Origin of the sequence: Tritonibacter scottomollicae, from assembly GCF_003003215.1 — a bacterium.
Classification (GTDB): domain Bacteria; phylum Pseudomonadota; class Alphaproteobacteria; order Rhodobacterales; family Rhodobacteraceae; genus Epibacterium; species Epibacterium scottomollicae.
The window spans coordinates 368,233-380,064 of the sequence record NZ_PVUF01000003.1; the positions used below are offsets into that span (position 1 = coordinate 368,233).

Consider the following 11,832-nt stretch of genomic DNA (forward strand, 5'->3'; position numbering starts at 1 on the left):
GCCCCTTTCGGGAGCGGCTTTTGCAAATCTCGTATCCAATACGCCCTGCGGGCGACAGGATCAGTTCTTGGCGTAGAATTCGACCACGAGGTTCGGTTCCATGATCACCGGGTACGGCACGTCGGCCAGCGAGGGCGCGCGCACGAAGGTGGCGGTCAGCTTGGAGTGGTCGGCTTCGATGTAGTCAGGCACGTCACGCTCGGCCAGTTGCACGGCCTCGAGAACAGCAACGTTCTGCTTGGACTTGTCGCGCACTTCGATGACGTCACCCTCTTTCACACGGTAGGAGGGGATGTTGACGCGCTTGCCGTTCACCAGCACGTGGCCGTGGTTGACGAACTGACGGGCCGCAAAGACGGTCGGCACGAACTTGGCGCGGTAGACGACGGCGTCCAGACGACGCTCCAGCAGACCGATGAGGTTTTCACCGGTGTCGCCCTTCACACGCTCGGCTTCGCCGTAGATGCGACGGAATTGCTTTTCGGTCAGGTCGCCGTAGTAGCCTTTCAGCTTCTGCTTGGCGCGCAGCTGGATACCGAAATCGGAAAGCTTGCCCTTGCGGCGCTGACCGTGCTGGCCGGGGCCATATTCACGACGGTTCACCGGGGATTTTGCGCGGCCCCAGATGTTTTCGCCCATGCGACGGTCAATTTTGTACTTGGCAGACGTGCGTTTGGTCACGGCTGTTCTCCTTTATATTTGGCTCCGCGACTTGCTCCGAAAACCGGTTCCCACTTTTCGGTTGCGGACGCGAGCGACACACAACCGTCAGAACCAGATCAGGCTCGCCACGGCGATAAAGGGCGTTGTCCTCTTGGGTTTGGATCTTGCGACCCTCTGCCATGACAGGCATTCCCTTGCGGGAGCCACCAACACCAATGAAGCCGCGCTTCTATAGGAACGCGCTGTGGTGTCAAGGGAGAAGCCGCGGATTATGGCCCCGCTCAATCCAGCGGCCATTGCCGCGCCGGGACCTTCGGTCAGGTCACAACAGCAGATCTGCTGGGACACTGGGACTGGATGCCCTGCCCGCCCTCACAAATCCCGAACCACAGCGCGATCAACGCGGCGGTGCTAGGCTGCGTCATGCAGCAGAATGGCCGCCTCCGAGGCAGAGAGATTGCGACGGGCGAAACCGCCATAGCTGCTCGGGTCGCCTTCGATATCCGGCAACTGCCGCAGCAGCCGCTTGCGATCAGAATCATCCAGCGCCGACAGGGCCGCGTGGGCCGGATGAAAGCTCTCTGTCTCCACTCCGTTGGCCCAGAGCACCTGATGATTCTCCAGCAGAAGATGGACATAGGTCACCTCTGTCACGGCGCGGTCCACCTGGATCGTGCGATCATTCACCAGATCACGCGCGGCCACCAGAACTTCCGGCTCATTGAACAGCGCCTGCGCCGCAGGGCCGCGCAACAACATGCGGTGTTCGGGAGAGACCAGCAGCTCCTGTTCGGGGCGGTCAATGCCAAGCGCGCCCGCGCCGATGCGCACCGGACGCAGCTGCGGCATCACGAAGAGCCGCGCGCCCGTCATACGCCGCGCGCCGATCCAATGTATCATCTGGACACCGTTGTCGCGGGTCTGCACCCGGTCGCCCTCACGCAGGGTTTCGACGGTTCTGGGCCCATCTGGTGTGGCGATGCGGGTGCCGGGGGTAAAGCAGATCACCCCCGGATCGCGCGGCGCCTGAGCCACGCCCAAGGACCCAAGCGCATGATGTACGACCCAGAGATCGGTGTGGCGCGGCGGCATGTCATCGACAAACATCAGCAGAGGTGGTCGCCCCTTGCCGGCATCAATCACGGTCACCGTATAGCTGCGCACCCCATTGGTGACGACAAAGCTGCTGTCCATCACCGGATCCTTGACGTTGATCGCATGAATATCAGTGCGATTCTGCACGGCTGCGCCAACAAGACGACGCACCGAATGCGCCGCGCGCCGGCGGAGATCCTTTTCGCCATCTGCCATGTCGAGACGCAATAGGTCCGACGGTCCATCCACGCGCAGGGCATCCCCATGCCATGACCACGCGGCACCGACATCGAGCGCAGATATCGGCGCTGCCTCGAGACCGTCGATTTCTGTCTGCGTCCAGGAAATGACAAACGTGCCACGAAAGCCCGTCTTCATGCTCTAGCCTGCCTCAGTCACTGCTTCTTATTTTAACGAAGCGTTAACAAATTGAGGCGCGGCGGGAAAGTCCTCACACAGGGGCCAGGGGCACTATTCCCAAATGAACCGTGATGAAATGGCCACGTCACCCTCTCCTGCGGGGCGCAGGACAGCGGTGATCTGCGCCACGACAAGGCGAAACAAAAAGGGCGCGCCGCAGCACGGCGGGGAAAGTTCCTGAGCTTACTGAGGGATTCGGGTTCAGTCGGCGCTATCTACCGCTGGCACCACCGGCCCCTCTGCCTTCACCCAGCCGGAGAAGCCGTCGCTGATATGCGCGGCCTCAAATCCCATGTCCTGCAACATCGCCACCGAAAGCGCCGAGCGCCAGCCAGACGCGCAGTGAAAGACGAACCGCTTGTCCTCCTCGGCGAAGATCTCCTTGAAATAGGGGCTGTCGGGATCCACCCAGAACTCCAGCATGCCACGGGGGCAGTGAAAGCTGCCGGGAATAAAGCCCGTGCGCTGACGCTCGCGCACGTCGCGGAGATCGACAAAGATCACGTCGTCGCGCCCATGCAGCGCAATCGCATCCGCGCTGTCGATCTCCGCGATGCGGGCGCGGGCTGATGCCACCATGTCCGCCGATGAGGTCTTGAGCTTGGCCATCATGTCGCCTCCTGCTGTGGGTCGAGCCCTGCTGCGTTTCCAGTACTCTAGGCCCAGTCGGGGCGCTGCGCCAGCCCGTGTCACGCAGCCGATTGACAGGCGTTCTGCGCTGCCCCAGTGTTCCCTGCAGGCCCGGCGGGCATCCCCGCTCCGGGCGCACCCCTAGCATGTGAGGCGTCCAACGTGAGCGCAGACACGTCCATTTCCCTGTGGGACCGCTCGTCCGCAGAACCCACCCATTCCGAGCCGCTGCAACAGGATGCGCGAGTCGACGTGGCCATCGTCGGTGGCGGCTACACCGGCCTTTCGACCGCGCTGCACGGGGCGCTCAAGGGGCTGTCGTGCCATGTGCTGGAGGCCGAGGAGATCGGCCATGGCGGTTCCGGGCGCAATGTCGGGCTGGTGAACGCCGGGCTGTGGCTGCCGCCGCAGGAGGTGGAGCATCTGCTGGGCCAGCGCCATGGCGCCGCATTGGTGCGGGAGTTGGGGGATATGCCCGACTACGTGTTCTCGCTGATCGAGCAATATCAGATCCGCTGCGAGGCGACCCGCGCGGGCACCATCCACGCCGCCCATGCGCCCTCGGGCCTGCGCGACCTGGAGGCCCGCGCCGCCGCCTGGCAGGCACGCGGTGCGCCGGTGCGCCTGCTGAGCGCTGCAGAGACGGCGGAAAAGACCGGCACAGGCAAATTCCACGGTGGCCTGCTGGATGCCCGCGCCGGCACCATCAACCCGATGGGATACGCACGCGGATTGGCCCGCGCCGCGCGGGCGGCAGGGGCGGAGATCTCCACCGGCACCAAGGTGCTGTCGCTAAAGAAGGACGGCGACAGCTGGAAGGTCGAGACGAAGCGCGGCGTCATTACCGCAGGCCAGGTGGTGCTGGCCACCAATGCCTATAGCACCGGACTGTGGCCGGGACTGGAACAGAGCTTCACCCCGATCCAGTTCTTCCAGCTGGCCACCGCTCCTCTTGGCGAGGAGGCGCAGGCGATCCTGCCCGAGGGGCAAGGCCTGTGGGACACCGGCAAGATCATGTTCTCGCTGCGCCGCGATCAGGCCGGGCGGTTGATCATCGGCTCCATGGGGTCAGTGGTGGGCGGCACCACGGGTCTGTCGCGCCGCTGGGCGGAGCGCAAGCTGCGCCGTCTGTACCCGGCCCTCGGGCCGCTGAGTTTCGAGGACGCCTGGCACGGGCAGATCGCCTTTACCCCCGACCATCTGTTCCGCATTCACCGGCTGGATGACGGGCTTTACACTCCGGTGGGCTACAATGGCCGCGGCATCACCACTGGCACGCTGTTTGGCCGGGCGCTGGCGGAGCTGTTCTCCGGCGCACCGGAAGAGAGCCTGCCACTGCCGATCACCGATCTGGTGCCGGACCGGGGCCGCGCGCTGAAGGCACCGCTCTATCGCACGGCCTTCCTTGCCAAACAGACCGCCGAAAGCCTGCTCTGATCCGGCGGCCCTGGATCAGCCCGGGTCAGCTCGATCAGCCGGTGGTGTCGTCCCAGACCAGATCCAGGGCCGCGTTGATGTCGCGGGCGGCCTGCTGCAGCGCCTCCAGATGCAGCGCCGCAAAACCCTGCACCGGCTTGTAGGTCCTGAGCCACAGCACCGAGATCCCGCCAAGTACCTGCCCGCGCGCCTTGATCGGCACCGCGATGGCGCGCAGGTCAGTGTCCCATTCCCGGTCGCTCAGATGCGCCGGCAGCCGCTCGGCATAGCCCTGGGCGCGAATTTGCGCGATCCGCTGCATCAGCGTGGCAAGGTCCAGGCCAAAGCGCACCGGCCCCCAGTGCCGGTCGGTTTTCAGCGCCTCATAGATGGCAGCGATCTCGCCGTCGCCCATTGCCGCCAGACAGGCCAGCCCTGTGGCTGAGCCGAAGTGGCTGACCTGCCGGTTGATCTGACCCTGTTCGACGTGGAAATTGCTGGCCTGCCGGGTGCTGTCGATGATGCGCATGCTGCGCGCCTCGCGGATATGGATGTCCGACGGCCAGCCGATCTGCTGCGTCAGCGCCAGCGCCCGCGGGATCGCCGCATCGGCCATCTGCAACATCCCCTTCGGCATCACCTCGCCGGATATATCGGGAAACACCAGCAGCGTGCGATAGAGCTGATCCGCCAGCGAGCGGCGCACGATCTTGCGCTGTATCAGCGTCTGCAGCAACCGCCGGATGGTGCTCTTGGGCAATCCGGTGGCGCGATGCAGATCCGCCAGCGACATGGCGCCCTCGCGCGCGAGCGTTTCCAGGATCTCGATCCCGCGATCAAGTGAGCGGTTTTCCTTCAGCATGGCCCCTCATGCCACCCTGCGGCACGATTTGACAAAGGTTTTCTGCGCCCTCTGCCCTCTTCTAGGCTTGGTGCCGACACCACGGGAGCAGCGCGCGCCATGAATATCCTCTTCATCATGTTCGACCAGCTGCGGTTCGACTATCTGAGCTGCGCCGGCCATCCGCATCTGGAGACGCCGCATATCGACCGGCTGGCACAGCGCGGCGTGCGGTTTACCAACGCCTATGTGCAGTCGCCCATCTGCGGCGCGGCCCGGATGAGCTGCTACACCGGGCGCTATGTGTCCAGCCACGGGGCGCAGTGGAACAACTCGCCGCTGCGGGTGGGCGAATGGACCATGGGGGATCACCTGCGCAAGGCGGGCATGGGCTGCTGGCTCATTGGCAAAACCCATATGAACGCCGACAGCGAGGGCATGGCCCGCCTCGGCCTCAGCCCCGACAGTGTGATTGGCGCACGCCAGGCGGAATGTGGCTTTGACGTCTGGATTCGCGACGATGGTCTCTGGGCCGAAGGGCCGGACGGGTTCTATGACCAAAAGCGCAGCCCCTATAATGAGTACCTGAAATCAAAGGGCTACGCGGGCCACAACCCCTGGCACGACTTCGCCAATGCGGGGCTTGAGGGCGAAGAGATGGCGTCTGGCTGGTTCATGGCCAATGCGCAGAAGGCTGCGAATATTGCCGAGGAAGACAGCGAGACCCCGTGGCTCACCACCAAGACTATTGAGTTCATTGAACAGGCCCAAGGGCCATGGTGCGCGCATGTGAGCTACATCAAGCCGCATTGGCCCTATATCGTGCCCGCGCCCTATCACGACATGTACGGGCCGGACCATGTGCTGCCCGCCGTCAAAGACCCCGCTGAGCGCGACGATCCGCACCCGGTCTACGGCGCCTTCATGGGCAATGCCATCGGTCAGGCCTTCTCGCGCGAGGAAGTCCGACAGGCGGCGATCCCGGCCTATATGGGCCTCATCAAGCAATGCGACGACCAGATGGGGCGACTGTTTCAATACCTTGAGGACACCGGCCGGATGCAGGACACGATGATCGTGATCACGTCTGACCACGGAGACTATCTGGGCGATCACTGGCTGGGTGAGAAGGATCTCTTTCACGAACCCTCCGTGAAAGTGCCGATGATCGTCTATGACCCCCGGCGCGCGGCCGATGCCACCCGTGGCACCACCTGCGCCGCGCTGGTGGAAAACATCGACCTGCTGCCCACCTTCGTGGAGGCCGCAGGCGGCGAGGTGGCCGATCACATCCTCGAAGGCCGGGCGCTGACGCCCTGGCTGCATGGCCGATCACCCGAAGAATGGCGGGAGTATGCGGTCAGCGAATACGATTATTCCGGCACGCCGATGAGCGTGAAGCTGGGGATTGCCCCCCGCGATGCGCGGCTGTTTATGGTGACGGACACGCGCTGGAAATTCATGCACGCCGAAGGTGGCCTGCCGCCAATGCTGTTCGATCTGAAAAACGACCCGCAAGAGCTTCACGACCTTGGCCGCAGCGCCGATCATGGCGCGGTGATCGATCTGATGTATGCGCGTCTGGGCCAATGGGGACGACGCATGTCGCAGCGCCTCACCCGTTCCGACGCGCAGATCATCTCCGGGCGTGGGGCCTCGCGCGGCAAGGGCATCCTGTTGGGAGTCTATGAGGCGGATGACGTGCCAGCTGACTTAACCCAGAAGTATCGCGGCAAACCTCCCAGCTGACCAAACGCAGGGCACAATTCGCCGGTCCTAACCGCCACGCCGGGGGCACTCCCGCCCGTCCAGCAGGGATCACAGATCCCCTTGCCCGGTTGGGCCCGGCGCCGCGCTGACGCGCGGCGTGCGCTTACCCTGCCTTTCATCTTTTTCCAAATATCTCGGGGGTGAGGGCCGCAAGGCCCGAGGGGGCAGCGCCCCCTTGCGCCCGGACCCTGTCCGGGCGCTGGGCCCAAGGTCGCCAACGGGTCCTGCCGCGGGCCAGGCACCTGCGGGCGCGGAAGCTCTCCCCGGTCGGCACACGATAGCTCAGCTCACATCATAGCCCAGCGCGCCGATCGCCTCCTGCAGCGCCTTCACGAACAGCCGCTCCAGCGGTGTCGGCTCCGCCTCCTGTCGCTGCATCAGCCCAACCGGCCCCTTGGTGAGCGAGGTGTCAAACGGCAGCCGGATCAGCCGCCCGTCCGCCAGCTCGTTGCGGACCACCCCATGCGAGATCATCCAGATCGCATCCGTGTCACGCGCATGCACCCGGGCAAAAGCGCCGGAAACCGTCTCGATCCGCTGCGGCGGTTCGGACAACCCGTGACTGATCAGCCAGCGTTCCACCTGCGGGCGGATGGCGGCGGTGGTGGGCGGAAAGATCACCGGCCAGCGGCCCAGGTCGCTCAGGTCGGGCGCCGCTAGACAGGGATGACCCGGGCGCACCACGCAGACCACCTCCTCCGTATAGAGCTGGGTGAAGGACACCCCCTGCATCGACGCTGGATCGCCAAGCCGCCCGATCACCATGCTGACCGCGCCGCTGCGCAACAGGTCCACCAACATGCCATGCGGCCCGTCCGAGAGCCGCAGCACCGCTTCCGGTGCCAGCCGCCGGAACCCCTCGGCAACCTTCGGCAGCAGCCCCGCCGCCACGCTCGGCAAGGCCCCCACTGTCACCTCCTGCCGCAGCACGCCGCCACGGGTGCGGTCGACACTTTCCAGCCCGTGATCCAGCGCCGCCAGGCTCATCGCCGCAAAATGCGCAAAGACCTCGCCCGCCTCGGTCAGCTCCACCCCGGCGCGACTGCGCAGCAACAGCGTGGTGCCGAGGATCTCCTCCAGCTCCTTCAGGGTGCGCGACATCGCTGGCTGGGTCAGGCCCAGATGCTCCGCCGCGCCCTTGAGACTGCCACGCGCCACCACCTCCGACAGGCATTGCATATGCCGGACCTTCACCTGCCGAGAACGCTTATAGTTTACCATATCGATATGTATATTCGCGGATAACTCATTTTTGAATACCGAAACGGCATGATACGCTCATCTGGAAACGGGGAGGACATCAATGCGGACTCAGGTGGTGATCGTCGGCGGCGGACCGTCGGGCATGTTGCTGGGACAGCTACTGCATCTTGCGGGTATTGACACCGTGGTGCTGGAACGGCGCAGTAAGACGCATGTCCTCAGCCGCATCCGCGCGGGGATCCTGGAACAGGGGCTGGTGGAGCTGATGCACAAGGCCGGTGTCGGTGCGCGGCTGGAGCGGGAGAGCTTTCGCCATGAGGGCACGCTGATTTCGCACAACCAAGACCTGTTCGGGATCAATTTTCAGGCGCTGATCGGCAAATCGGTGGTGCTCTATGGTCAGACCGAAGTCACCCGCGATCTCTATGAGGCACGCGAAAAGGTTGGCGCGCAGACGATTTTTGACGTGTCGGATGCAGCCATTCACGACGCGGACACCGATGCGCCCTACGTGACCTTCCACAAAGACGGGCGGGAACAGCGCATTGATTGCGATTTCATCGCCGGTTGTGACGGGTTCCATGGCGTCAGCCGCCGCACCATTCCGACCTCCGTGCGTACCGAATATGAAAAGGTCTACCCCTTCGGCTGGCTCGGCATCCTGTCGGAAACCCCGCCGGTCAACGACGAGCTGATCTACGCCAATTCCGAGGACGGGTTTGCGCTGTGTTCGATGCGCAATGCCAGCCTCAGCCGCTATTACGTGCAGTGTTCGCTGGGCGATGACGTGGGCGATTGGACTGACACGCGGTTCTGGGACACCCTTCGCCGCCGCCTGCCTGCCGAGGTGGGCGAGGCGCTGGTGACCGGCCCGTCGATCGAGAAATCCATCGCGCCGCTGCGCTCCTTCGTCAGCGAGCCGATGCGCTGGGGGCGGCTGTTCCTCTGTGGCGATGCCGCCCATATCGTGCCCCCCACCGGGGCGAAGGGGCTGAACACCGCCGCCTCGGACGTGCATTATCTCTATACCGGCCTGCTGCAATTCTACCACGACAAGGACAGCGAAGGCCTTGATCGTTATTCAGAAAAAGCCCTCGCTCGGGTCTGGAAGGCGGAGCGGTTCAGCTGGTGGATGACCTCACTCTTGCATCGGTTCCCGGACCAGAGCCCGTTTGATGTGAAGATGCAGGCGGCGGAACTGGCCTTCCTGCGTGACAATGAGGATGCCCAGCGGGTGCTGGCCACCAATTACGTCGGGCTGCCCTACTGATGCGGGTGGCGCAGCTGACAGATGCGGCGCTGCACTGGCGCGAGGATGGCCCCCCGGAGGGGCCTGCGGTGGTCTTTGCCAATTCCCTTGGCACCGATCTGAGGCTTTGGGACGCGGTGGTGGAGCGTATGCCGCGACACCTGCGGCTGATCCGCTACGACATGCGCGGCCATGGGCTGTCGAGCTGCCCGCCCGGCCCCTATTCCATCGACACCCTTGCGGGCGATGCGCTGGAGCTTTTGGATCACGCAGGCGTCGAGACTTGCGTCTTTGTTGGCCTCTCCATCGGCGGCATGATCGGTCAGGCGCTGGCCGTGCGCGCGCCGGAACGCATCTCGGCACTGGTGCTGTCGAACACCGCCGCCAAAATGGGCGAGCCGCAGATGTGGCAGGACCGGATTGCCACCATCGAGGCGGACGGGATTGCGGCCCTGACGGATATGATACTCGAGCGTTGGTTCGCGCCCGGCTTCCTGCAGACGGAGGCGCATCTTCCTTGGCGGCATATGCTGGAGCGCACGCCGCAGGCGGGGTACGTCGCCTGCTGCCAGGCCATCGCGGGCGCTGATCTGAGTGCGACCAGCCAATCGCTGACCCAGCCGGTGCTGGGCATTGCCGGCAGTGAGGACGGCGCCAGCCCGCCGGCGCTGGTAGAGGCAACGCTGGAGTTGATCGCCGACGCCCGCTTCACCCTGGTCGAGGACACGGGCCACCTGCCCTGTGTCGAAGCCCCCGACGCCTATGCTGGCGCGCTGACCGATTTCCTGAAGGAGCTGGGCCATGTCTAAACAGCCCCCCAACGACCGCTACATCAGCGGCATGCAGATCCGCCGCAAGGTGCTGGGTGACGCCCATGTGGACCGGGCCGAGGCCGCCAAGACCGCCCTTGATGCGCCGTTCCAGACATTGATCACCGAGACCGCGTGGGGCAATGTTTGGGCCAGCGAGGCGATCAGCGACCGGGAGCGGTCGATGCTGACGCTGGCACTGCTGGCCGCGCTGGGGAATTTCGACGAGATCCCGATGCATATCCGCGCCACCGCCCGCACCGGCGCCAGCAAGAGCGACATACTGGAGGTGTTCCAGCATGTGGCGATCTACGCGGGGGTGCCGCGCGCCAATCACGCGCTGAAACTGGCCAAGGAGACTTACGCTGAAATGGAACAGGAGGCGGGCGAAGAATGACCAACGGCTATGTAAACCGCGACCGGCGCTGGCATCCGCCCAGCATCACGCCCGATTACAAGACATCGGTGGCGCGCGGCCCGCGTCACGCGCCGCTGTCCTTTCCCACCACTTTGGCGGAAGAAACCGGGCCGGTGTTCGGCCATGACATGCTGGGCAGGCTGGACAACGACCTGATCCTGAACTTTGCCAAGGACGGTGGCATGGCGATCGGCCCGCGCATCATCGTGCATGGGCAAGTGCGCGACGAATTTGGCCGTGGTGTGCCCGGTGCGCTGATCGAGGTCTGGCAGGCCAATGCGGGCGGGCGCTATCGCCACAAGAAGGAAAGCTATCTGGCGCCGCTGGACCCGAATTTCGGCGGCTGCGGGCGCTGCATCAGCGACGCACAGGGGTTTTATGAGTTCCGCACCATCCTGCCCGGCCCCTATCCCTGGCCCAACACGATGAACGACTGGCGCCCGGCGCATATCCATTTTTCCATCTTTGGTGCGGGGTTTGCCCAGCGCCTGATCACCCAGATGTATTTCGAGGGCGACCCGCTGATCTGGCACTGTCCCATCGTCGACACCATCCCGACCCGCGAGGGGATCGAGAGCCTGGTCGCGGCGCTCGACATGGCGCGCACGGTGCCGATGGATGCGCGGGCCTACAAGTTCGACATCACCCTGCGCGGTCGCCGCCAGACGATGTTTGAAAACCGCATGGAGGGGCTGTGATCATGGTGCAACCGTTGAGCTATCTGAAGGAATCCCCCTCGCAAACCGCCGGGCCTTACGTCCACATCGGATGCACGCCGAATTTTGCCGAGATCGAAGGCGTCTACCCGCAAGACCTCGGCCATGAGATGATCACCGGCGACGTGCAGGGTCAGCGCATCCGCATCACTGGCCGCGTCATCGACGGCACCGGCACGCCCTTGCGCGATGCGATGATCGAGATCTGGCAGCCGGACGCGGCCGGGCTGTTCAACTCCCCGGCCGAGACGCGCGGCACGGCAGATCCGAACTTCACCGGCTGGGGGCGCTGTGCCTCGGATATGACCACGGGTGAATTTGCCTTTGAGACGGTCAAACCCGGTGCGGTGCCCTTTGTCGATGGCCGCATGCAGGCCCCGCATGTGACGCTCTGGATCGTGGCGCGGGGCATCAACCTCGGCCTGCACACGCGGATGTATTTCCCCGACGAGGCAGACGCCAATGCCGACGACCCGATCCTGAGCCGTATCGAACATCAGACCCGCGTCAAAACCCTGATGGGCGAAGATAAGGGCGACGGGCACATCCATTTCGACATTCGCCTTCAGGGGCATAATGAAACCGTGTTTTTCGACATCTGA

12 protein-coding genes are annotated in these 11,832 nt (G+C 64.4%); 7 read left to right on the top strand and 5 right to left on the bottom strand.

The features are described from left to right. Nucleotides 1-60: 60 nt before the first annotated feature. The 3 genes from rpsD to CLV89_RS07755 all read right to left on the bottom strand — a co-directional run bounded on the left by rpsD (nucleotide 61) and on the right by CLV89_RS07755 (nucleotide 2,787). Complete coding sequence (rpsD, locus tag CLV89_RS07745; RefSeq protein ID WP_106163055.1) at nucleotides 61-681, bottom strand: 30S ribosomal protein S4; 621 nt, start codon at nucleotides 679-681, stop codon at nucleotides 61-63. Nucleotides 682-1,074: 393 nt separating this feature from the next. Then, nucleotides 1,075-2,136: a Hint domain-containing protein gene (locus CLV89_RS07750; RefSeq protein ID WP_106163056.1), complete on the bottom strand. Its 1,062-nt coding sequence runs from the start codon at nucleotides 2,134-2,136 to the stop codon at nucleotides 1,075-1,077. 243 nt (nucleotides 2,137-2,379) lie between these two features. After that, on the bottom strand, nucleotides 2,380-2,787 hold the full coding sequence (locus CLV89_RS07755) for a rhodanese-like domain-containing protein (RefSeq protein ID WP_106163129.1): 408 nt from the start codon (nucleotides 2,785-2,787) through the stop codon (nucleotides 2,380-2,382). A gap of 183 nt (nucleotides 2,788-2,970) precedes the next feature. Between CLV89_RS07755 and CLV89_RS07760 the strand changes: the two genes are divergently transcribed. Then, a complete protein-coding gene (locus CLV89_RS07760; protein WP_106163057.1) occupies nucleotides 2,971-4,245 on the top strand; it encodes an NAD(P)/FAD-dependent oxidoreductase in 1,275 nt (424 codons plus the stop codon). 34 nt (nucleotides 4,246-4,279) lie between these two features. On the opposite strand, the gene CLV89_RS07765 is transcribed toward CLV89_RS07760, so the two are convergent. Beyond that, on the bottom strand, nucleotides 4,280-5,086 hold the full coding sequence (locus CLV89_RS07765) for an IclR family transcriptional regulator (protein ID WP_106163058.1): 807 nt from the start codon (nucleotides 5,084-5,086) through the stop codon (nucleotides 4,280-4,282). A gap of 99 nt (nucleotides 5,087-5,185) precedes the next feature. Here CLV89_RS07765 and CLV89_RS07770 point away from each other — a divergent pair, with 99 nt between their 5' ends. Then, nucleotides 5,186-6,814 carry a sulfatase-like hydrolase/transferase gene (locus CLV89_RS07770; protein WP_106163059.1) on the top strand — a complete coding sequence of 543 codons (1,629 nt, stop codon included), beginning with the start codon at nucleotides 5,186-5,188 and terminating at the stop codon, nucleotides 6,812-6,814. Nucleotides 6,815-7,117: 303 nt separating this feature from the next. Here the strand turns inward: CLV89_RS07770 and pcaQ are convergent, their stop codons facing one another. Continuing rightward, nucleotides 7,118-8,056, bottom strand: coding sequence for a pca operon transcription factor PcaQ (gene pcaQ, locus CLV89_RS07775; RefSeq protein ID WP_106163060.1), 939 nt, complete (start codon nucleotides 8,054-8,056; stop codon nucleotides 7,118-7,120). Nucleotides 8,057-8,138: 82 nt separating this feature from the next. Here pcaQ and pobA point away from each other — a divergent pair, with 82 nt between their 5' ends. Genes pobA through pcaG form a run of 5 tightly spaced genes read left to right on the top strand, consistent with a single transcriptional unit; the run spans nucleotide 8,139 to nucleotide 11,832 of the window. Then, nucleotides 8,139-9,308: a 4-hydroxybenzoate 3-monooxygenase gene (gene pobA / locus CLV89_RS07780; RefSeq protein WP_106163061.1), complete on the top strand. Its 1,170-nt coding sequence runs from the start codon at nucleotides 8,139-8,141 to the stop codon at nucleotides 9,306-9,308. Then, nucleotides 9,308-10,096, top strand: coding sequence for a 3-oxoadipate enol-lactonase (gene pcaD / locus CLV89_RS07785; RefSeq protein WP_106163062.1), 789 nt, complete (start codon nucleotides 9,308-9,310; stop codon nucleotides 10,094-10,096). The genes pobA and pcaD overlap by 1 nt, the downstream gene beginning before the upstream one ends. After that, nucleotides 10,089-10,493, top strand: a complete 405-nt coding sequence (gene pcaC, locus CLV89_RS07790; RefSeq protein WP_106163063.1) for a 4-carboxymuconolactone decarboxylase — start codon at nucleotides 10,089-10,091, stop codon at nucleotides 10,491-10,493. The genes pcaD and pcaC overlap by 8 nt, the downstream gene beginning before the upstream one ends. Beyond that, a complete protein-coding gene (gene pcaH, locus CLV89_RS07795) occupies nucleotides 10,490-11,212 on the top strand; it encodes a protocatechuate 3,4-dioxygenase subunit beta (protein WP_106163064.1) in 723 nt (240 codons plus the stop codon). Before pcaC ends, pcaH begins: the two co-directional genes overlap by 4 nt. A 2-nt stretch (nucleotides 11,213-11,214) precedes the next feature. Beyond that, nucleotides 11,215-11,832, top strand: coding sequence for a protocatechuate 3,4-dioxygenase subunit alpha (pcaG, locus tag CLV89_RS07800; RefSeq protein ID WP_106163065.1), 618 nt, complete (start codon nucleotides 11,215-11,217; stop codon nucleotides 11,830-11,832).

What these genes read in the sequence shown, in the direction of transcription:
- CLV89_RS07750 (WP_106163056.1), bottom strand. Translation starts at nt 2,136, where the DNA reads ATGAAGACGGGCTTTCGTGGCACGTTTGTCATTTCCTGGACGCAGACA.
- CLV89_RS07755 (WP_106163129.1), bottom strand. Translation starts at nt 2,787, where the DNA reads ATGGCCAAGCTCAAGACCTCATCGGCGGACATGGTGGCATCAGCCCGC.
- CLV89_RS07765 (WP_106163058.1), bottom strand. Translation starts at nt 5,086, where the DNA reads ATGCTGAAGGAAAACCGCTCACTTGATCGCGGGATCGAGATCCTGGAA.
- CLV89_RS07770 (WP_106163059.1), top strand. Translation starts at nt 5,186, where the DNA reads ATGAATATCCTCTTCATCATGTTCGACCAGCTGCGGTTCGACTATCTG.
- pcaQ (WP_106163060.1), bottom strand. Translation starts at nt 8,056, where the DNA reads ATGGTAAACTATAAGCGTTCTCGGCAGGTGAAGGTCCGGCATATGCAA.
- pobA (WP_106163061.1), top strand. Translation starts at nt 8,139, where the DNA reads ATGCGGACTCAGGTGGTGATCGTCGGCGGCGGACCGTCGGGCATGTTG.
- pcaD (WP_106163062.1), top strand. Translation starts at nt 9,308, where the DNA reads ATGCGGGTGGCGCAGCTGACAGATGCGGCGCTGCACTGGCGCGAGGAT.
- pcaC (WP_106163063.1), top strand. Translation starts at nt 10,089, where the DNA reads ATGTCTAAACAGCCCCCCAACGACCGCTACATCAGCGGCATGCAGATC.
- pcaH (WP_106163064.1), top strand. Translation starts at nt 10,490, where the DNA reads ATGACCAACGGCTATGTAAACCGCGACCGGCGCTGGCATCCGCCCAGC.
- pcaG (WP_106163065.1), top strand. Translation starts at nt 11,215, where the DNA reads ATGGTGCAACCGTTGAGCTATCTGAAGGAATCCCCCTCGCAAACCGCC.